Here is an 18,761-nt window from a genome sequence, read left to right as displayed (position 1 = left end):
GCAGGTCATGTACAGGGAGGCAGGGTGGGGAGGCGGGTAGGGAGAACTCCCTCAGCCTTCGCCGCCTCCCTCGTCATCGATGGCGTCCTCGTCACGGGCCGCGATGGCCTCAAGGACGCGGTCGAGACTGACGTGTTGGCGTCCGCCGGTCTTGAACTCGCCGTGCCCGGCGTCGTCGAGGACGCGGCGCAGGTCCCGGAACGTCCAGCCGTCATACTCCGACGGATTGCGGTCGACCAGCCCGCGCAGGACGTCCTGCGTGAGCATCTTCGGTTCGTGCCCCAGGACGGCCGCGATGTCGGCGAGATGGTCGACGGGGGCGAACGCGGGAGCGTCAGCCGGACCGCCCCGGTACAGGGCCATGGCCCGCTCGACGACCGGCGTCACCTCGTCGACGCCCCGCTCGGGGTCGCGGGCAACGTAGTGGGACCGGATGATCTCGAACGGCTTGGACGTGAACCCGTAGGTGACGGCCGTGCCGACGTCCTGGCCCGGTACGAGCTCGGTGGCCCGGATGCCGGCCTTGTATTTGCCGGAGCCGAGCAGGCCGTCGTTGGCGACCTGGTCGCCCACAGCGAACGCGACCCGGTGGGAGGTGTTGCGGGTGACGTCGCGCGGGATGCTGTCTGCGGTCGGGGAGACGGTGACCCAGATCAGGGTGATGCCGACCTTGCGGGCCTTCTTCATGACCCGGATGGCGAGCTCAGCAGCCTCTTTGCCGTAGTCCTTGCTCATGAACAGCTCGTGGCACTCGTCGAACACCACGACCTTCGGGCGCATCCGCGGATCACGCAGGGCCAGCTCACGGGTGAGCTTGGTCGACTCGCCGCCCAGTTCCTCCAGCAGCTTGCCCCTGATGGTCACCTCGTTGGCCAGGCCCCGCAGCGCGTCCAGTGCGGCCCGCAGCTCCTCGGGGTCGTCGCCCTTGACCAGGGTTCGCAGACGCGGCTTGAGCGGGTCGTAGTCCACGTTCGCCGCCATCACGTACACCTCTGCGATGACCAGCGGATCGAGGATCGCCCCGAGCAGCAGGGAGACGACGATGGACGTCTTGCCCGACCCCATGATGCCGCCGACGATCCAGTTCGCCGCCATCAATTTGCCGATGATCGGGTCCCCGCGCTGGGACACCGCGACCGGCACGCCCTTGAAGTAGTCGGTCGTGCCCTCGTGCAGCAACGGCCAGGCGGGCACCACGCCGTTCAGAGAACCCTGGTCGGCTACCCACAGGTCGAGGACGCCGGGCATGTTGGGCGGCTCGGTCGGCCAGGTCTCGACAGGCTTGCGCATCAGGTTGTGTGCCAGGACGTTCTTCTTGGCGTTGACCATCTCGACGGTGACGCCCATCGGCAGCTGGAGCTGCGTGTGGTAGCCGTTGCCGAGCCTGGTCGTCGGCTGCACCCAACGGGGCTGCCAGCCTTCTTTGATGGCCGCGTTCAGCTGGGGGATGGACAGCTTGCCCAGGGCGCGCAGGATGGCGTTCTCGTCGGGGATGATCCCTTGTTCGCCGGTGTCTGCGGGCAGGGCCCACGTCGGGGCGGTCTTCTGGTTCTTGCCGACCGCCCACGCGCCGGCCAGGGCCATCAGCGGAAGCGAGTACAGCAGCGGGCCCCACACGATGCCGGCGATGAGCGCCACCCAGCCGACGAACTCGATCACCGCGTTCGTCGGGGTGAGGACATCGCGCAGGTCGTGGTTGTAGACGGCCAGCATGATGCCGAGCATCAGCAGCAGGCCGCCGGCGCCGACGGCTGCGGAGGCGATGGCCCGCGGGGTGTTGATGGCCATCTGGAGCAGGTCCATGCGCCGCTTGTGCCGGGCGAACCGGTAGGCGTAGGCGCGCTGTTCCCACTTCTGCACCATCTCTTCGTTGCCGGAGGCTTCCCCGATCCGCATCATCCGGGCGTGCATGGCCGTGGTGCGGGCCTCCCAGGTACGGCGGGTCAGGATGCGGGTTCCGCCCCACATGTAGGCGCCGTGCCGGACGGTGAACCGGTAGGCGGGGTGCTGGCGGGTGTTGACGAACACCCGGCGCAGCGAGCCGATGCGGATACGGCGCCGGGGGCGGTGTACCCCGGTCTCGGGAGGTTCGGGTACGGGCGTATCCGTCGCGGGTACGGGCGCGGGTACAGGGTCTGGGGGTGTACCCGCCTTGTCGAGTACGACGGGTACGTGAAGATCCGTCATGCTGATCTCTCCTGCTGCTCTGCGAGCGGTTGGGGTACGCGGGGCGGCCGGATTCCTTGGTCGGGTACGGCCGCCCCGCGGCACTACTTGGTGTTCTTGCGCCGCGCCGCTTCTCGTTCGCGGGCTTGCTCGACGATGCGGTCGATGCGCCGTTGCTGGCGGGCGCTGAACCGTCCGCCCTTCAGCACGGCGACAGCGGTGATCCCGAAGATCCGGGCGGCCTCGCTGTGGCTGACGTCGTCACGGTCACTGATCCGCATCGCGCACCGCCTGCGTCTGCTCGGAGATGGCGGCGGACTGGGCGAGCCGCGCCCAGACGTCGGCCTCACGGACCTGGAAGTCCCGTCGCTGGCCGAGCTCGTGCCTCTGGGTGAGGAGTTCGACGGCGCGCCGTCGGTACTGTTCGGCGGTCATGCTGATTCCCCTCGGGTTAGATGCCGTGTCGGCGGGCGAAGATGGATCGGCCGCCTGCGCGCTCGTCGGCGTCGAAGTCGTAGTTGATGTCGCGCCAGGTCGCCTCGGCGGCCGGGCGGTCGCCGTGCTTCAGGGAATCCACGGCGTCGTCCATCCGGTCGGCGACGTGCTCGGCACGCTCCTCCGGCGTGCCCAAGAACTTGCTGAATGCGCCCATGACGGGCTCCTCTCGTAGCGGGCCGGACTGTCCGGCCCCACCGCGCCCCCGCAGACGCATTGGCGCCAAGCGCCTGACGGAGGACGGAGGGACTGTCAGCCCTTGGACTGCTGGTAGTCGGCCCACATCGAGCGGAGCACCAGGACGCAGATGGTCAGGGCGACCAGGCCGACAGCGAGGACGACGAGGGCGATGGACAGGCCGATCAGGATGGCGACCAGCACGAACGCGACGACGACCAGGGCGACCAGGCCCAGGCACCCGAACGTCACGTAGGTGCCCACGGGGTACGCCTGCAACGGGCGTTGAGCCACCGGCGCCGCCTGGTGCTGGGTGAGCTGCTGCACCTTCAGGACGGCCGCGATGAGCGCCAGCTGCTCCGTGTTGTCGGCGGCCTCGACCGCGTCCCGGGCCGCTTTCTCCAGGTCGTTCATGGCGCCCACCTGCGCAGGCGTTTCACGATCCAGGGGCGGGCCACGACGCCGGCCACGAAGGCCATGACGAACGGCTTGGCGAGCAAGCCCAGTAGCAGAGCGCCGACGGGCGCCCCCAGGGCGGGGACCGCGAGCAGCAGGCCGAGAACGGCGCCGAGCAGAAGCCACTTCATGATGTCGCCCCCGACAGCTCGTCACGGATGCGCTGTGCGCGGGCCTGCCCGATGCCGTACCGCTCGCGCAGCTGGCGGATCGTCGGGGCCATGCCTGCCTCGATCGTCTGCGGCCAGTCCCCACGGACCTTCGCCGTCAGCTCGTCCTCGACCGGCGGTGCGGGTACGCCGTACCCGTCGCCGTCATCCGGCTCGGGTACGTACTCGGCGTGTACCTCGGGACGGGTACGGGCGTACTCGGCAGCGGGTACGGCGGCGCCTTGGATAACATCCAAGACAGGCTCGGGCCGGGCGACGATCGGCAGCAGCCGAACCCCTGCGGGTACAGCCTCGGGTACAGCGGGTACGGCCGCCTCGATCGCCGGGTACACCTCGGGTACGCGCTCCAAGTCGACCTTGGCGGCCGGAACTTCTTGTATAACATCCAAGATTTCCGGTGCGGCGGACGTGTCCTGCGCTTCGCCGCGGGCGAGGGCGTGAGTACGCCACAGCGCGATCGGGGCGAGCAGGGAGACGACCGCGACCAGTTGCAGGGTCACGTTGAGGACGCCCGCGTCGAGAGCATGAGCGGCGACCTGCGCTGCGCCCATCAACGACAGCGACAGGGCGACGTCGAACGCACGGAACCACTTCAGGGCGGCGATCACATAGCAGTCGATGGCGACGGGCAGCATGACCGCGATCGGCGGGGCCGCGCCCAACCGGCGGGCCAGCTGGTACTCGGCGACCGCCGTGTAGGTCAGGGCGGCAGCGGTCGACGCGCGGCGGATCCACTTGCAAGCAGCCTGGGAGTTCACTGGTCCACCCCGTTCAGGGCGGTGAGCTGGTCGCGCATCTGCTGCAGACGAGCCGTGAACGTTTTCAGGTCCCGGATGTACTGGTCGGCGCTCTCAACGTCGAGCTGCGCATACGGCCCGTACACGTCGTGGTGGTCGAGGATGATGCACGCAAGGTCGTTGTCCTGCTGTACCTCGGGGAGCATCAGCTCGGCCCGCAGGACGGGCAGCGGCGCAGGCGCCTGGAACAGGCGCGACTGCTGGTCCGGGGCCGATGCGGTCGGCGGCTTCAGGACGAGGTTGGCGCCACGGTGGAAGGTGTCGACCGGCGGTGCGTCATCGTGCTCGACGACGCACCAGTCGGGGCACGTCAGGGACTTCATTCTGTCCTCCCGTGGGTCTGCTCGTAGTGGCTGAACCCGTGGGCCAGGGCCTGCTCCATCTCGGACCCGTCGGACCAGGCGCAGCAGGCGCAGCGCACCCGGGATGCCTGCGGATTGCCGGACAGGACGACCGCAGCCGGGGCCGGCGGGTACGCCCGGTCGATCGCCCGGTACACGCCCTGGGTGAAGTCCCGCACATCCGGGTCGCGGTGACCCGAGTCGGACATCTCCACCATTGAGTCGGCACCCAAGTCGAGTTCCAGTGCGCTGACTTGGGTGACGGTCATGTCGACCATGAACTGGGTGAACTCCACCGGCCAGTTGTCCGGGCTGCAGTCGGCGTCGTCGAGGTAGGACGCCGAGATAGTGGCAGCGGCGGCCAGTTGGTCGCGGGTGAGGGCCAGACGGACCGTCACGACTGCCCGGGGTGCCTCGAAGCCGCCCTCGGGGACGTTGCGTACCGCGTGCGGCGGCACCGGGGCGGGCAGCGGCATTGCCTGCCAGCTGGTCGGCTGTACGGTCTCGCGCTCGATGGATGTCGTCATGACTCGCCCACCTCCAAGGCGGAACGGACGGCGCGGTGCGCGAGCAGGCAGACGCCCTCGCGGTCACCGAGCCGGTTTGCTGTGATCAGGTCGGCGAGGATCGCCGGAACCTCAGGGAGCGGCCGGGGGGACCGGCACGCCGCACGGATCGCGGCGTGCTCGGTCGGCCGGCGGATCGGCCACTGGTTCACCGGAGGGACTCCCCGAAGTGCCGGTAGCCGGTGGGGGGATGCTTGGCGAGCTGGCCCAGCAGATAGCCCGCCGACCAGTCCGGGTTGTCACCCTGGTTCAGCACGCCCGCCAGAGCGATCCGGGCGTGCATGACCCGCTCACCGAGGACCCGCTCGTATACCTCGCGGTCGCCGATCGTCGCCGGATACGGGATGTCGAGCGCTTCGTAGACCGCCTCAAGCAGCCTGCGGTCCGCGCTCACCGCCCGGCCTCCTCGGCGATGTAGCGGGCCAGGCGACGGGACAGCACCCGCAGGTCGACCGCCACCGTCGAAAGGGTGTCGGCGATCTCAGCGACCCCGTCCGGGCCGAGCGGATGAAACTGCCCGTCGATCTCCAGGTTCAGGAACACCCCGGTACCGGGCGGACGGGCGGTGAAGGGCCGCTGCTCGAACACCGCGGTCATCAACGTGGCGTGCCCGCCGGGGACCGGCACGAGCATCAGGAAGTCGTCGCTCTCGTGCCCGAGGTCCACTCGCGCTTTCGGGGCGGCCTCATGCCCACGGCACCAGACGGGGCAGGACAGGGTCACCGGCCCGTGGTCGAGCGTCGGCACGGTGACCGTGCCGTCCAGACCGGGCAGCAGCCGGGCAGGGGCCACGTACAGCGCCTCGTCCCGGACGGGCCAGGTACGGCCGAGGACGTCCCGGTGCTCCGGGTGGAACGCGCGGTTGAGGATGCACGGGTAGCCGTCCTGGCCGGGCTGCGGGACGCAGCACACCGCCGGATCGTTGGCCAGGGCACCCCAGTGCCAGGCCAGCACCTCCGGGTCGACGCCTTCCAGCGGGTCACGCCCGCCGTCGCCGCTCACTTCTGGTCCTCGGCGGCCAGGGTGCGGGCCATGGCGCGGACCTGGGCGGCCAGGGCCACCAGGTCATCGGCGAACTCGTCGGCCTGCCGGGCGTCCACCGGGTAGGGGTCGGAGCCCGTGTCGATGAAGATGTTGACGCCGCGGCCGTCCCGGCGGATCAGATACGGGTCCTCGTTGAGCCGCACGGTCACGATCGGCTGCGGGCCCGCCGGTTCGGGGTGCGCCACGAACAGCGTGGCCATGTCGCTGGAGTGGAACAGGTCTTCCAGCGCGCCCTCGTTCTCGGCGACATGATCGACGGTGCACCACGACGGGCAGTCCACGTAGATCGGCGCGCAGTCGATCAGCGCCGGGACGATACGACGACCGGCGGGGTGGGGCTGCGCCGGCATCGCGGGCAGGGCCTCGATGTGCGGCTGGACGATGCCGCCGGACGGCTTGACCTCGGACGGGCTGACGGTGGTTACGGTCTCGGTGGTCATGACGGGCTCCGATCAGGCACTGGCGGCGAGGGTGGCGATGCGGACGACAGCGGCGCGGTACTCGGCCCTGCGGGGCGAGTAGTTGGCGACCAGCTGGGCGACCTGGCGGAGCGTGTACCGGTGCACCGTGTGGGTCTGGTGGGCGCGGCCACCGCAGACGGTGCGACGGGTACGGGCCGTGATGGCGGGGGCGATGCCCAGGCGCTTCGCGACGGACCGCAGTCCGTTCGCGCAGCCCGCAGCGGTGTCGCGGTCGACACCGGCGGCGATCGCCACCGTCGTGATGGAGCGGGGACGCCGACGGCAGGACGAAGCGAGCCGGTTAGCGGCGGCGCGGGTACGGAGGATGGCCCGGCGGTTGCGGGCGGCGGTGCTCACAGCGCCACCGCCAGCTCGCTCGCCGGAATGCCGCGCTCGGCGAGGTACTGGGCGAAGGCGGCGCGGGAGACGCGAATCGTGCCGCGCCCCGTACCGACCCTGTACGAGGGGAGTCGGCCGCTCCTGATCTCGGCGTAGGCCGTGGCGCGGGTGAGGCGGAGCGCGGCGGCAATGTCCTTGACCCGGAGCGGCTCCATGCGCTCCGTAACCTGCGGCTGGGCAGGCGTAATAAGCTCAGCGTGCATCTGAGACCTCGACTCTTAGGTGCGAGGCCCTGGCGGGCTCGGTGCTGGAACACCGAGATCACCCCGTCAGGGCTTTGGCATGTCTGGCTTGGCCCGATCTGTCGGACTGACCAGGCATAGGACTAGGATGTTCTAGAACACCTGCAGAGTCAACAGGCATTGCAGAACATTCTAGAAGTCTGGAGTCTTCATGGTTCGGGATCTCTCGGCGCTACCGCCGTACCAGCGCATCGCGGCGCAGATCATCGCCCGAATCGAGAGCGGTGAACTCCAGCCCGGCGACCGTGTCCCCTCTGTGAACCAGATCATGGAGATCGAGGGAGTCAGCCGGGCCACGGCCGCACGAGTCCCCGGAGTCCTACGTGCCGAGGGCTACGCCACAGCTACGCCCGGCATCGGAACGATCGTCAGCAAGCCCAAGAAGCTCACCGCGGGAGCCGACCGCCTCGCCAAGCTGCGGGCCGGCGGGGCGCCGCTCGGGGATGACGAGCGCGTCGAGATCCTCGACGCGGTCAAGGTGGCGGCCTCTCAAGAGGTCGCTGATGCTCTTGCTGTGGAGGCTGGCTCAGAAGTCGGTCGGCGACGCCGCCGATACCTCGACAGCAAAGGTGTCATCACCGTGTCCACGACGTGGGTAGCGGCCTCCGTTGTAGAGCAGGCGCCCGAGTTCCTTGAGGTGGCACCGCTGCCGAAGATGACGTTCGGCCTTATCGAGGAGCGAACCGGTAGGCGGGTTGCTCGGCGCCGGGACACGGTGGCGCTCCGGGAAGTCCCGGAGGAGGTGGCCGGACCGCTAGAGACGGAGGCGGGCGGGCAGGCCCTCGTGGTGATCAATCACTACTGGGACCAGAACGGCGAGCCGACCGAGTACGCCGTCGACTACCTGAGCCCTGGCCGCGAGTTGTCTTCCGAGTACGACCTCGAATGAAGGTCGAGAGCTGGCGGGTGGACTCGGCACCTGATGGCACTGCGATGGCACCAAGAGGCGGGGATGTGCTCGGACCTGATCGGATAGCCCCAAGTGCCGCACCGCCGTTGAGCTGCGGGAGTGAGTCTTGAGAGGTTGCCTCCCGCCGCGATCGGACGGGAGGCAACACACTGCTAATGCGGTTTGGGTCTTAAAGCCCATCGAGGGTTCAAATCCCTCCGCCTCCGCCAGCAACACCCGAAGCCCCGGCCCCACGGCCGGGGCTTCGGCCGTTGTTCGGGCCTGCCGCCCGCCACCCTGCGCCCGCCGCGCACCCCGGGCCACTCTTGCGCCCCGCACGCCTGCACCCCGTAGGTCTCGCTCCCACCCCTGGCCCTTCGCCGGGCCGCCCCCGCCCCCGACTCTCGCGCAGGACTCGCACCCTTTGGCCTGCCGGCCACCCGCGCTCCGCGTGCGCCCCGCGCCCACGGCCCGCAGCTGGGCCGTACCTCCGCCACTCCTCCGCCACGGAGGCCCCGTTCTGGGCCCGCCCCCGCCCCGCGCCCGACCTCGCCCGGCACCCCCGGGGTTGCTCACGCAGAGGCATTTCCACAGGTCAGGGGCGGTAGGGCTAATGGATTTCGCGTCACGGCGCAGGTCATGTAATGTTGTTCTCGCAACGCCGACGGGGCAGAAAAAACCCCGGAAGCACAAGCACTCGTAGCTTAACGGATAGAGCATCTGACTACGGATCAGAAGGTTGCAGGTTCGAATCCTGCCGAGTGCACAGCAGGCCAGAGGCCCTGAGGAGAAATCCTGAGGGCCTCTGGTGTTTTCCGTGGCGAGGGCGGCCGGCCCGTTCGCGGGGGTGCGCTGACGTGTGAACGGGGCCCAAGGATCAGCTCAGCGCCTTGAGTCCGCGCAACTGCGCACCTGGCCGTGGAAGCGTTGTGGTGCGAAGAGCGCACCAAGCAGCGAAGAGGCGGTTGGTACCCCGCTCGTTCCTGCCACGCCGGCAACCGCCGTGTCCTACCGTGGCCGACACGCACAGCGAGCAGGGGGGCAGCATCGTGGGTATGCCGCAACAGCCGCAGAGGCCACTGCGTCCGGATGAAGTGCTTGCCTTTCACAACGGCGACACGCTGGGGAACATCCCTGTCATACGGGAGGCCCCGCCTCAGCGCTTCCCCTGGAAGGCCACGATGGCTGTGGGAGTCGGCGCGGTCGTCGTTGGCTTCTCTGCTGCGCTGGTCCTGGACCACCCCGCGGCGGACGGCCGCGGATCCGGTGCCGAAGTGCATGCCAGGGCCACGCCCAGTGCTGCACCCACCGAGCGTGTGAAGGCCGCCGTCGCTTCCCCTTCCGCGACGCGGACTCCTTCGCTGCGGGTGGCCCCGTCCCCCTCCACCGACGGAGCGGCGTCCTGCCTTCACGTACGGTTCAAGCTGCCCAACGGCCCTGCCGGCTGCAAGCCGAAGGCGGACATCTGCGCCCCCGGGGCACCCTGGTACGTAGCCGACATCCTGGCCCTGTGCGGGGGACCCACGCCTCTCCAGGCCGTTCACATCATCTCGGAGCCGGCCACCGGGGGAGATCCCGGCTCCAGCTACTGCCTCGCCTGGACGGGCAGTGGCGAGGGCACCGGGAAGGACGCCGCTCTCCTGATGAACGCACCGGGATACCAGTGCGGGGCTGCTCTCGTCGGTGCGGACGGGCAGGCGATTCAAGCGGACGACACGTCCGTCTTCACCGCCATCCCCCCGGACTGCGCGGATTCCTACCCAGACACCAGGATGACCTACCCGGCCGTCCTGGACTTCCCGAACGATGGCGGTGCGCAACCCCCTGAGTACGTCTGTGTGCTGGCCAACGTGGGTGCCTGAGCCAGGGCTCGGAATCTGCGAGCGGCGAGGGCGGAGTGATCCGGGGGCCTCTCGCGTTCCTCCGTGTCCGTCCCGTTGTCAGTGGTGGGAGGTAGCTTCGGGACGTGGCTGGGTTGTGGCGGTGTGCGGGGGTTCGGTGGGGTGAGGGGGTGCCTCGGCTTCTTTGGGAGGAGGGGCGGAGCAGTTCGCTCGGTTATGGGCGGGACCTGGCGTTTCGGGTGGTGGGGGAGCGGAGCTGTGTGGGGGCTCGGGGGAATCGGTGTCCTGTGGCGGCGGGCGTGCCGGGGCGCAGCACTCAGGCGCGGTGTGCCGAGTGCGCGCGGCTTGATCGGGCGCACTCCGTCGCCGCCGATACGTACCTCGACGATCCGCGGACCTATCGCGTCTACCTCGCCTGGTTCGGGAGCGGCTTGGTCAAGGTCGGGATCACCGCCGAGGAGCGGGGTTCGGCCCGGCTGCTCGAACAGGGGGCGGTGGCCTTCGGCTGGCTCGGGCGGGGCCCGCTGATGGCGGCCCGGCGCTGCGAGGAGCTGCTCAGGGCCGCGCTCGGGGTGCCCGACCGGATTCCCTACGCCGAGAAGCGGGCCGTACGGGCCCGGCTTCCCGGGGTCGACGAGCGGGCGGCCGAGGTCGCCCAACTGCATGCGCGGGCTCTCGCGCTCGCCGGCTGGCCCGAGTCGCTGGAGCGGGTCCAGTGTCAAGTCGTCGACCACGCGCGGGATTTCGGGCTTGCCGGGCTCGCGCCCGCCTCCGGGGTGGTCACTGAGCTCGTCGACGGCGGGGTCGTGGGTGGGCGGCTCGTCGCTGCCGCCGGGCCCGATCTCCACCTGGAGGTGGGGCAGGGGAGCGGCATTCTCGTACTGGATACGCGGCTCATGAGCGGGTGGGATCTTGCCGCCGTGGATGCGGATGCGGATGCGGGCGGGGGCGCTGGCGGGGGCGTCACTGTGCCTGTGCGGGTGGTGCCCAAGGAGGGTGAGGGCGGGGTGCAGGATCTGTTGTTCTGAAGGGCTGAGGTTCTGATGGGCTGTGGGGCTTAGGGGCCGCCCGAGGTCATGCCGGTCATGCCGGTCGCGTCATGCCGGTCGGGCCGGTCATGCCGGTCGCGTCATGCCGGTCGGGCCGGTCATGCCGGTCGGGCTGTGCGGGACGCGGGGCTTGTTGTTCTGAGTCTGAGGGGGCGAGGCCCTGCCGTTCGGGGGGTGCGGGCGCGGGTGCCGACGGCCTCTGTCGGTGATGGTCAAGAACTGGATCCCCTTTGGATCCCTTCCGGTAAGGGGTCTGGACAGTGTCCGCGGGGGCGGTCGAGGGTGGGGGCATGAGCGATCAAGGGCAAGTTCACGGGCTCGTTTCCGGGATCCAACCTCCTTACTACGCCGTCGTGTTCACCTCCCTCCGGAGGGAGGACGGCGGTGGGTACGAGGAGACCTCCGCCCTGATGCAGGAGCTCGTCACCGAGATACCCGGATATCTCGGGTACGAGACCGCGCGGAATCCCGGTGGGCTCGGGATCACCGTCGGGTACTTCCGGGACGAGGAGGCCATCGCCGCCTGGCGGGGGCGCGTCGAGCATCAGCAGGCGCAGCGGCGCGGGCGGGCCGAGTGGTACGACGGCTACAGCGTCCATGTCGCCAAGGTCGAGCGGAGTTATGGATTTGAGCGGAAGCAGTAGCGGGGCTGCCGTTCGGGCGTTCTGGGGGCGGCTCGGGGTGCCGGGGCTCGTCGATGTGCACACCCATTTCATGCCCGAGCGCGTACTCAACAAGGTGTGGGAGTACTTCGACTCCGCAGGGGAGCTCGTCGGCGGGGTCGAGTGGCCCATCACCTACCGGGAGGAGGAGGCCGAGCGGGTGCGGCTGCTCCGGGAGGAGTTCGGGGTGCTCGCCTTCACCTCGATGATCTATCCCCACAAGGCAGGCATGGCCGAGTGGCTCAACGGGTGGAGCGCCGGGTTCGCCGGCCGGACTCCCGGCTGTCTTCACACCTCTACCTTTTATGCCGAGCCCGGAGCCGCCGCGTACGTGCGCGACGCCCTCGACGCCGGCGCCCGCGTCTTCAAGTCCCATGTGCAGGTGTGGAGTTATGACCCGGGAGACGCGTTGCTCGATCCCGTCTGGGGGGTGCTCGCCGAGGCCGGGGTACCTGTCGTCATTCACTGCGGGTCCGGGCCCGCGGCCGGGAAGTACACCGGGCCCGGCCCGGTCGGGCGGGTGCTCGCGCGCCACCCCCGGCTGCGGCTGATCGTCGCGCACATGGGGATGCCGGAGTACGCCGACTTCCTCGACCTCGCCGAGACGTACGGCTCGGTCATGCTGGACACCACCATGGCTTTCACCGACTTCAGCGAGCGTAGTGCGCCCTTCCCGGTGCGGGAGCGGGGGCGGCTGCTCGATCTGGGGGAGCGGATCCTCCTCGGGTCCGACTTCCCCAACATTCCGTACCCCTATCTCCATCAGCTGGAGGCGCTGGAGCGGCTCGGGCTCGGGGACGAGTGGCTCCGGGCCGTTTGCCACGGGAACGGGGCCCGGCTCTTCGGCCTGCCGGACCGCACCCTGCCGGACCGCACCCTCCCGGACCGCACCCTCCCGGACCACACCCTGCCGGGCCCGAGCCCGCTGCCCGGCTGAGTCCCCTTACCGGCTGAGCCCCTCGGCGGACCCGCGAGGGAATTTCTCAGGCAAATCACAGGATCGGGCAAGGATGTTCTCACCGCCCGCTCACAGGGTGGGGCCATGACCGTTACCTCCTCGCCCCAGGGGCGGACCGAAATGCTCAGGCCGGACGGCAGTCCCGTCCGAGTGCTCGTCGTCGACGACGAGGCGCCGCTCAGCGAGCTGCTCTCCATGGCACTGCGCTACGAAGGCTGGGAAGTGCGCAGCGCCGGCGACGGGGCCGGGGCGGTGCGCGACGCCCGGGACTTCCGGCCGGACGCCGTGGTCCTCGACATCATGCTGCCCGACATGGACGGGCTCGCCGTCCTCGGGCGGCTGCGCCGCGAGCTCCCCGACGTGCCGGTGCTCTTCCTCACCGCCAAGGACTCCGTGGAGGACCGGATCGCCGGGCTCACGGCGGGCGGCGACGACTACGTCACCAAGCCGTTCAGCCTGGAGGAGGTCGTGGCCCGCCTTCGCGGACTCATCCGCCGCTCGGGCACGGCGGCCCTGCGGAGCGAATCCGTGCTGGCCGTGGGCGACCTCACGCTCGACGAGGACAGCCACGACGTGACCCGGGGCGGGGTCAACATCCACCTCACCGCGACCGAGTTCGAGCTGCTCCGCTTCCTGATGCGCAACCCGCGCCGGGTGCTCAGCAAGGCGCAGATCCTCGACCGCGTCTGGTCGTACGACTTCGGCGGCCAGGCCAACGTCGTCGAGCTCTACATCTCCTACCTGCGGCGGAAGATCGACGCCGGGCGCTCCCCGATGATCCACACCCGGCGCGGCGCGGGATATCTGATCAAGCCCGGCGAGTAGCGGCGCGTGGGCAGGTTCCGGCGGCCCTGGTCGCTCCGTACCCGGCTCGTCGTGTCGGCGGTGGCGCTGCTCGCGGTGGTCGGCGCGGTCATCGGCACGGTGACCGTGCTCGCGATGGGCGCCAACCTCCAGCGGCAGCTCGACGACCAGCTGCGGGCGGGGCTGCCCATGCGGGGGCTCGGGCACGGCGGCCTGGGGCCGGTCAAGGCCGACGGTGACCGGCTCGACTTCATCGTGTCCAAGCCGGGGCAGCCGCTGCACACCGTCGGCGCGGGCGCGCCGCCCGGCGGGACGCCGCTCTCGGGGCTGCGGAGCACGCAGCCGGAGCGGGAGGGCGAGAGCCGCACCCAGCCGATGTCCGATGAGCAGACGGCGGCGCTGGCCACCGTTCCCAAGGACGGCCATGTGCATGCCGTCACGATCCCCGGGCTCGGCGACTACCGGGCCATGTGGGATCAGGACCACACGTTCGTCCTCGGCTTCCCCACCGACCGGCTCGACGCCACCGTCAACACCCTTGTCCTCGTGGTCATTTGCGTGACCGCCGCCGGGCTCGTGGCCGCCGGGATCGCGGGCGCGGCCATCGTCGGGGTGGCCCTGCGGCCGCTGCGGCGGGTCGCCGCCACCGCCACCCGGGTGTCCGAACTCCCCCTGCACAGCGGGGAGGTCGCGCTGCACGAGCGCGTGCCGGGGGCCGAGGCGGATGCCCGCACCGAGGTCGGCCAGGTCGGCGCCGCGCTCAACCGGATGCTCGACCACGTCCACGAGGCGCTCAGCGCGCGGCAGGAGAGCGAGACGCGGGTACGGCAGTTCGTCGCGGATGCCAGCCACGAGCTCAGGACGCCGCTCGCCTCCATCCGCGGCTACGCCGAGCTCACCCGGCGCGGCCGCGAGGACGTCGGGCCCGACACCAGGCACTCCCTTGGCCGCATCGAGTCGGAGGCGGCCCGGATGACCGGGCTCGTCGAGGACCTGCTGCTGCTCGCACGCCTCGATGCGGGACGCCCGCTCTCGTATGAGAGCACTGATCTCTCCGCCCTGGTGGTGGACGTGGTCGGGGACGCGCATGCCGCGGGCCAGGACCACAAGTGGCTGCTCGAACTGCCCGGGGAGCCCGTCGCCGTACGCGGGGACCGGGAGCGGCTTCAGCAGGTCCTGGTCAATCTGCTCGCCAACGCTCGTACGCACACGCCGCCCGGCACCGCCGTCACCGCCCGGGTCGAGGTGCGCGGGCCCCGGGTCGTCGTCGAGATCGAGGACACCGGACCCGGCATTCCGCCCGAGCTGCTCCCGCACGTCTTCGAACGGTTCGCCCGCGGCGACGCGTCCCGCTCCCGCAACGCCGGGTCCACCGGCCTCGGCCTCGCCATCGTGCAGGCCGTCGTCGCCGCGCACGGGGGACGGGTCACGGTACGAAGTGGGCCCGGGCGGACGGTGTTCGGGGTCCACCTGCCGGGCGCGCCCGACGCCGGGAGCCTGCCCCCGACGCTCCCCGCACAGGCCGAGGGCCCGGCCCGGACGCCGTTCTCACAGGCTGGGCACAGGCCGACCACACAGGTGTGACAGCGGCCCTCGCGAGGGTCGCGGTATGCGAACCGAACCCTCTGCCACGAGCGCCGCCGGTACGGCCCGTGCCGTGTGCGCCCCGGGCGCCGCGGCCGCGCCGCACGCGGTGAACCCGGCGCATCCGGCGGCTCTCCCGGCCCGCCGGCACCTGCCCGTGCAGCCCGCCGGCACCGCCGTACTCGACGTGACGATCCCCGTCTACAACGAGGAGCAGGACCTGGAGCGGTGTGTGCGGCGGCTGCACGAGCACCTCGCGCGGACCTTCCCGTACGGCTTCCGGATCACGGTCGCCGACAATGCCAGTACTGACTCAACTCCCTTGATTTCGGCGAGACTTGAGCGCGAGATTCCCGAGGTGCGGGCCTTCCGGCTTGAGGAGAAGGGGCGCGGGCGGGCGCTGCGTACCGTGTGGTCGGCCTCGGACGCGCCGGTCCTCGCGTACATGGACGTGGACCTGTCCACCGACCTCAACGCCCTGCTGCCGCTGGTCGCGCCGCTCATCTCCGGGCATTCGGACCTCGCCATCGGCTCGCGGCTCGCCCGTTCCTCGCGGGTGGTGCGCGGCGCCAAGCGGGAGTTCATCTCGCGTACGTACAACCTGATCCTGCGCGGCTCGCTCGCGGCGCGGTTCTCCGACGCGCAGTGCGGGTTCAAGGCGATCCGGCGCGATGTGGCGCAGCGGCTGCTGCCGATGGTCGAGGACACCGGGTGGTTCTTCGACACCGAGATGCTGGTGCTCGCCGAGCGGGCCGGCCTTCGGATCCACGAGGTGCCGGTGGACTGGGTCGACGACCCGGCCAGCACGGTGCACATCGTCAGCACCGCGATGGACGACCTCAAGGGGGTGTGGCGCGTCGGCCGGGCGCTCGCCGTCGGGGCGCTGCCGCTCGACCGGCTCTCGCGGCCGTTCGGCGACGATCCGAGGGACCGGCAGCTCAGCGGGGTGCCGGGGGGCCTGGCCCGCCAGGTCGTCGGGTTCTGCGCGGTCGGCGCGCTCTCCACGCTCTGCTACCTCCTCCTGTACTCGCTCTCGCGTACCGCGATGGGTCCTCAACTCGCCAACGCCGTGGCCCTGTTGGTGTCGGCGGTCGCGAACACCTCGGCCAACCGGCGGCTCACCTTCGGGGTGCGCGGCCGGGACCGGGCGGTGCGCCACCAGGCGCAGGGCCTCGCGGTCTTCGCCATCGGCCTCGCGCTCACCAGCGGCTCGCTCGCGGCCCTGGACGCGGCCAACCCGGACGCCGCGCACTCCACCGAGGTGGCCGTCCTGGTCGCGGCGAACCTCGCGGCGACCGTCCTGCGCTTCCTGCTGTTCCGCGCCTGGGTCTTCCCGGATCGGCCGGAATCTCCCCACCACCCCCACTCGAAGGACGACGCACGATGACCACGACCTCCTGTCAGGCCGATCCGCACGAGGGGGTCGCGGCGGCCGGCCCCCGGGCCGCCCGGAGCCGGCTGTGGCGCGGCCGCCCCGACGACCCGGCCTGGGTGCGGCCCGCGCTCCTCGCGCTGCTCGCCGCCACCTTCGCCGGTTACCTGTGGAACCTCAGCGCCTCGGGGTACGCGAACTCCTTCTACTCGGCGGCCGTCCAGGCGGGCAGCCAGAGCTGGAAGGCCTTCTTCTTCGGCTCGCTGGACGCGGCCAACGCGATCACCGTCGACAAGCCCCCGGCGTCGCTGTGGCCGATGGCCCTGTCGGTACGCCTCTTCGGCCTCGGCTCCTGGCAGATCCTGCTGCCCGAGGTGCTGATGGGCGTGGGCACGGTCGCCGTCCTGTACGCGGCGGTGCGGCGCCGGTTCAGCCCGGCCGCGGGCCTGATCGCGGGCGCGGTGCTCGCGCTGACCCCGGTCGCGGCGCTGATGTTCCGCTTCAACAACCCGGACGCGCTGCTCGCGCTGCTCATGACGGTCACCGTGTACTGCGTGCTGCGCGCCCTGGAGGACGCCCGTACGAAGTGGCTGGTGTGGGCCGGGGTCGCGATCGGCTTCGCGTTCCTGACCAAGACCCTCCAGGCCTTCCTGATCCTGCCGCCGCTCGCCGTCCTGTACGCGGTGTGCGCACCCACTTCGGTACGTCGCCGGCTTGGTCAACTCGCCCTGTCCACCGGCGTGTTGGTCGTGTCGGGCGGCTGGTGGGTGGCGGCCGTGGAGCTGTGGCCCAAGTCGTCGCGCCCGTACATCGGCGGCTCGCAGCACAACTCCTTCCTTGAGCTGACCTTCGGCTACAACGGGCTCGGCCGGATCAACGGCGACGAGACGGGCAGCGTCGGCGGCGGGGCCGCGAGGGCCGCCGGAGGCATGGAACTCCCGGCGGGCATGCGGCAGGGCGGCGGCGGTGGCGGAGGAGGCGGCTGGGGTGCGACCGGCATCGGCCGCATGTTCAACTCCGAGATCGGCAGCCAGATCTCGTGGCTGCTCCCCGCAGCTCTGCTCCTGCTGATCGCGGGCCTCGTCGTCACCTGGCGGGCCAAGCGCACCGACACCGCGCGCGCCGCGTTCCTCGCCTGGGGCGGGGCGCTCCTGATGACCGCCGTGATCTTCAGCTTCATGGCCGGGATCTTCCACCAGTACTACACGGTGGCCCTGTCCCCCTACGTCGCGGCGCTCGTCGGCATGGGCGTCACGGTCCTGTGGGAGGAGCGCTCGCGCCTCTGGGCGGCGCTCGCGCTCGGAGTGACGGTGGCGGTCACGGCCGTCTGGTCGTACGTGCTGCTGGGGCGCACCCCGGACTATCTGCCGTGGCTGCGCTGGGCGGTGCTGATCGGCGGCCTCGCGGCGGCGCTGGGCCTCGCGCTCGCGGGCCGGCTGAACCGCAGGGCGGCGCTCGGCGTCGCCGGGGTCGGATTGGCGGCCTCGCTGGCCGGCCCTGCCGCGTACTCGGTGAGCACGCTCAACACCGGCCACACCGGCTCGATCGTCACGGCGGGTCCCGCCGGGGCGAGCATGGGTGGGCCCGGGGGAGGCGGCCGGATGCGGTTCGGCGGCGGTGCGAACGGCGGCCGGACCGGTGGCCAGAACGGCGGCCAGAACGGTGGCTGGCCGGGCCGAGGGGCGAGCCAGGGTCAAGGCCAGGGCCAGGGCATGCCCGGCGGCGGCATGGGCCAGGCGCCCACGGCACCCGGCCAGCCCGGCGGCGGCACCGGGGAGCGCGGCGGCACGCGGGGCATGGGCGGTCTGCTCGACGGCGCGAAGGTGAGCGCCGAGGCCAAGGCGCTCCTGGAGAAGGACGCGGGCCGGTACACCTGGGCCGCGGCCGCCATCGGCTCGCAGAACGCCGCGAGCTACCAACTCGCCACCGCGAAGCCCGTAATGGCGATCGGCGGCTTCAACGGCAGCGACCCGTCGCCGACGCTGGCGCAGTTCAAGAAGTACGTGTCCGATGGAAAGATCCACTACTTCATCTCCAGCGGCGGCGGCGTGATGGGCGGCGGAGGCCGGGCCGGCGGCAGTGCGATCAGCAGCTGGGTGGAGTCGTCCTTCAAGAAGGTGACGGTGGGGACGGCGACGTTCTACGACCTGACGGTGCGGGTGAGCTAGGCGCTCGGCGGGGGTGGGGGGGCTCCACCCGGGGTGCGCCCCGGACCCCCGACCACCCCGTCGATCTGCGGACCGTGCGTGGTTGCTCGCGCAGTTCCCCGCGCCCCTGAATGCCGTGCG

At 70.9% G+C, this 18,761-nt stretch carries 24 protein-coding genes and 1 tRNA gene; 10 read left to right on the top strand and 15 right to left on the bottom strand.

All coding sequences use genetic code 11. The features are described 5' to 3' along the window. Positions 1-51: 51 nt before the first annotated feature. The 15 genes from OHA17_RS19345 to OHA17_RS19275 all read right to left on the bottom strand — a co-directional run bounded on the left by OHA17_RS19345 (position 52) and on the right by OHA17_RS19275 (position 7,227). The gene (locus tag OHA17_RS19345; RefSeq protein ID WP_406507629.1) at positions 52-2,187 is read right to left on the bottom strand and encodes a cell division protein FtsK; all 2,136 of its coding nucleotides are present in this window, start codon (positions 2,185-2,187) and stop codon (positions 52-54) included. 83 nt (positions 2,188-2,270) lie between these two features. Beyond that, positions 2,271-2,447, bottom strand: coding sequence for a hypothetical protein (locus OHA17_RS19340; protein WP_406507628.1), 177 nt, complete (start codon positions 2,445-2,447; stop codon positions 2,271-2,273). Then, complete coding sequence (locus OHA17_RS19335) at positions 2,434-2,601, bottom strand: hypothetical protein (protein WP_406507627.1); 168 nt, start codon at positions 2,599-2,601, stop codon at positions 2,434-2,436. The genes OHA17_RS19340 and OHA17_RS19335 overlap by 14 nt, the downstream gene beginning before the upstream one ends. A 16-nt stretch (positions 2,602-2,617) precedes the next feature. Further along, the gene (locus tag OHA17_RS19330) at positions 2,618-2,818 is read right to left on the bottom strand and encodes a hypothetical protein (RefSeq protein ID WP_406507626.1); all 201 of its coding nucleotides are present in this window, start codon (positions 2,816-2,818) and stop codon (positions 2,618-2,620) included. A 95-nt stretch (positions 2,819-2,913) separates the two neighbouring features. Continuing rightward, the gene (locus tag OHA17_RS19325) at positions 2,914-3,252 is read right to left on the bottom strand and encodes a hypothetical protein (protein ID WP_406507625.1); all 339 of its coding nucleotides are present in this window, start codon (positions 3,250-3,252) and stop codon (positions 2,914-2,916) included. After that, the gene (locus OHA17_RS19320) at positions 3,249-3,425 is read right to left on the bottom strand and encodes a hypothetical protein (protein WP_406507624.1); all 177 of its coding nucleotides are present in this window, start codon (positions 3,423-3,425) and stop codon (positions 3,249-3,251) included. Before OHA17_RS19320 ends, OHA17_RS19325 begins: the two co-directional genes overlap by 4 nt. Continuing rightward, the gene (locus OHA17_RS19315; protein WP_406507623.1) at positions 3,422-4,222 is read right to left on the bottom strand and encodes a hypothetical protein; all 801 of its coding nucleotides are present in this window, start codon (positions 4,220-4,222) and stop codon (positions 3,422-3,424) included. The genes OHA17_RS19320 and OHA17_RS19315 overlap by 4 nt, the downstream gene beginning before the upstream one ends. Continuing rightward, positions 4,219-4,584 carry a DUF6907 domain-containing protein gene (locus tag OHA17_RS19310; protein ID WP_406507622.1) on the bottom strand — a complete coding sequence of 122 codons (366 nt, stop codon included), beginning with the start codon at positions 4,582-4,584 and terminating at the stop codon, positions 4,219-4,221. Before OHA17_RS19310 ends, OHA17_RS19315 begins: the two co-directional genes overlap by 4 nt. Further along, positions 4,581-5,129, bottom strand: a complete 549-nt coding sequence (locus OHA17_RS19305; protein WP_406507621.1) for a hypothetical protein — start codon at positions 5,127-5,129, stop codon at positions 4,581-4,583. The genes OHA17_RS19310 and OHA17_RS19305 overlap by 4 nt, the downstream gene beginning before the upstream one ends. After that, positions 5,126-5,320, bottom strand: coding sequence for a hypothetical protein (locus OHA17_RS19300; protein WP_406507620.1), 195 nt, complete (start codon positions 5,318-5,320; stop codon positions 5,126-5,128). Before OHA17_RS19300 ends, OHA17_RS19305 begins: the two co-directional genes overlap by 4 nt. Further along, entirely contained in the window at positions 5,317-5,562 is a 246-nt protein-coding gene (locus OHA17_RS19295) for a hypothetical protein (RefSeq protein ID WP_406507619.1), read from the bottom strand. The genes OHA17_RS19300 and OHA17_RS19295 overlap by 4 nt, the downstream gene beginning before the upstream one ends. Beyond that, positions 5,559-6,170 carry a DUF6907 domain-containing protein gene (locus OHA17_RS19290; RefSeq protein WP_406507618.1) on the bottom strand — a complete coding sequence of 204 codons (612 nt, stop codon included), beginning with the start codon at positions 6,168-6,170 and terminating at the stop codon, positions 5,559-5,561. The genes OHA17_RS19295 and OHA17_RS19290 overlap by 4 nt, the downstream gene beginning before the upstream one ends. Next, the gene (locus OHA17_RS19285) at positions 6,167-6,652 is read right to left on the bottom strand and encodes a DUF6907 domain-containing protein (RefSeq protein WP_406507617.1); all 486 of its coding nucleotides are present in this window, start codon (positions 6,650-6,652) and stop codon (positions 6,167-6,169) included. The genes OHA17_RS19290 and OHA17_RS19285 overlap by 4 nt, the downstream gene beginning before the upstream one ends. A 12-nt stretch (positions 6,653-6,664) precedes the next feature. Continuing rightward, the gene (locus OHA17_RS19280; RefSeq protein ID WP_406507616.1) at positions 6,665-7,030 is read right to left on the bottom strand and encodes a hypothetical protein; all 366 of its coding nucleotides are present in this window, start codon (positions 7,028-7,030) and stop codon (positions 6,665-6,667) included. Continuing rightward, on the bottom strand, positions 7,027-7,227 hold the full coding sequence (locus OHA17_RS19275) for a helix-turn-helix domain-containing protein (RefSeq protein ID WP_406507615.1): 201 nt from the start codon (positions 7,225-7,227) through the stop codon (positions 7,027-7,029). Before OHA17_RS19275 ends, OHA17_RS19280 begins: the two co-directional genes overlap by 4 nt. A 238-nt stretch (positions 7,228-7,465) precedes the next feature. On the opposite strand from OHA17_RS19275, the gene OHA17_RS19270 reads away from it, so the two are divergent. The 10 genes from OHA17_RS19270 (at position 7,466) to OHA17_RS19225 (ending at position 18,641) form a co-directional block, all read left to right on the top strand. Beyond that, entirely contained in the window at positions 7,466-8,203 is a 738-nt protein-coding gene (locus tag OHA17_RS19270; protein WP_406507614.1) for a GntR family transcriptional regulator, read from the top strand. 693 nt (positions 8,204-8,896) lie between these two features. Beyond that, positions 8,897-8,969, top strand: a tRNA-Arg gene (locus tag OHA17_RS19265). 415 nt (positions 8,970-9,384) lie between these two features. Beyond that, positions 9,385-10,065, top strand: coding sequence for a hypothetical protein (locus tag OHA17_RS19260; protein WP_406507613.1), 681 nt, complete (start codon positions 9,385-9,387; stop codon positions 10,063-10,065). A 104-nt stretch (positions 10,066-10,169) separates the two neighbouring features. Next, a complete protein-coding gene (locus OHA17_RS19255; protein WP_406507612.1) occupies positions 10,170-11,072 on the top strand; it encodes a DUF2797 domain-containing protein in 903 nt (300 codons plus the stop codon). 374 nt (positions 11,073-11,446) lie between these two features. Then, positions 11,447-11,737, top strand: a complete 291-nt coding sequence (locus OHA17_RS19250; protein ID WP_406507611.1) for an antibiotic biosynthesis monooxygenase family protein — start codon at positions 11,447-11,449, stop codon at positions 11,735-11,737. After that, entirely contained in the window at positions 11,691-12,692 is a 1,002-nt protein-coding gene (locus tag OHA17_RS19245; protein WP_406507610.1) for an amidohydrolase family protein, read from the top strand. Before OHA17_RS19250 ends, OHA17_RS19245 begins: the two co-directional genes overlap by 47 nt. Positions 12,693-12,797: 105 nt before the next feature. Further along, positions 12,798-13,538 (top strand): response regulator transcription factor, encoded by a 741-nt coding sequence (locus OHA17_RS19240; protein ID WP_053725868.1) that lies wholly within the window; start codon positions 12,798-12,800, stop codon positions 13,536-13,538. Between the two features lie 6 nt (positions 13,539-13,544). Next, a complete protein-coding gene (locus tag OHA17_RS19235; protein WP_406507609.1) occupies positions 13,545-15,101 on the top strand; it encodes a sensor histidine kinase in 1,557 nt (518 codons plus the stop codon). Between the two features lie 25 nt (positions 15,102-15,126). After that, positions 15,127-16,488 carry a glycosyltransferase gene (locus OHA17_RS19230; RefSeq protein ID WP_406507608.1) on the top strand — a complete coding sequence of 454 codons (1,362 nt, stop codon included), beginning with the start codon at positions 15,127-15,129 and terminating at the stop codon, positions 16,486-16,488. Next, a complete protein-coding gene (locus tag OHA17_RS19225; RefSeq protein WP_406507607.1) occupies positions 16,485-18,641 on the top strand; it encodes an ArnT family glycosyltransferase in 2,157 nt (718 codons plus the stop codon). The genes OHA17_RS19230 and OHA17_RS19225 overlap by 4 nt, the downstream gene beginning before the upstream one ends. The last annotated feature ends 120 nt before the right edge of the window (positions 18,642-18,761 follow it).

It is taken from the genome of Streptomyces sp. NBC_00212, assembly GCF_045206365.1.
GTDB lineage: Bacteria > Actinomycetota > Actinomycetes > Streptomycetales > Streptomycetaceae > Streptomyces.
Note: the sequence above shows the minus strand (reverse complement) of the source record. Positions and strands in the feature narration are given on the sequence as shown.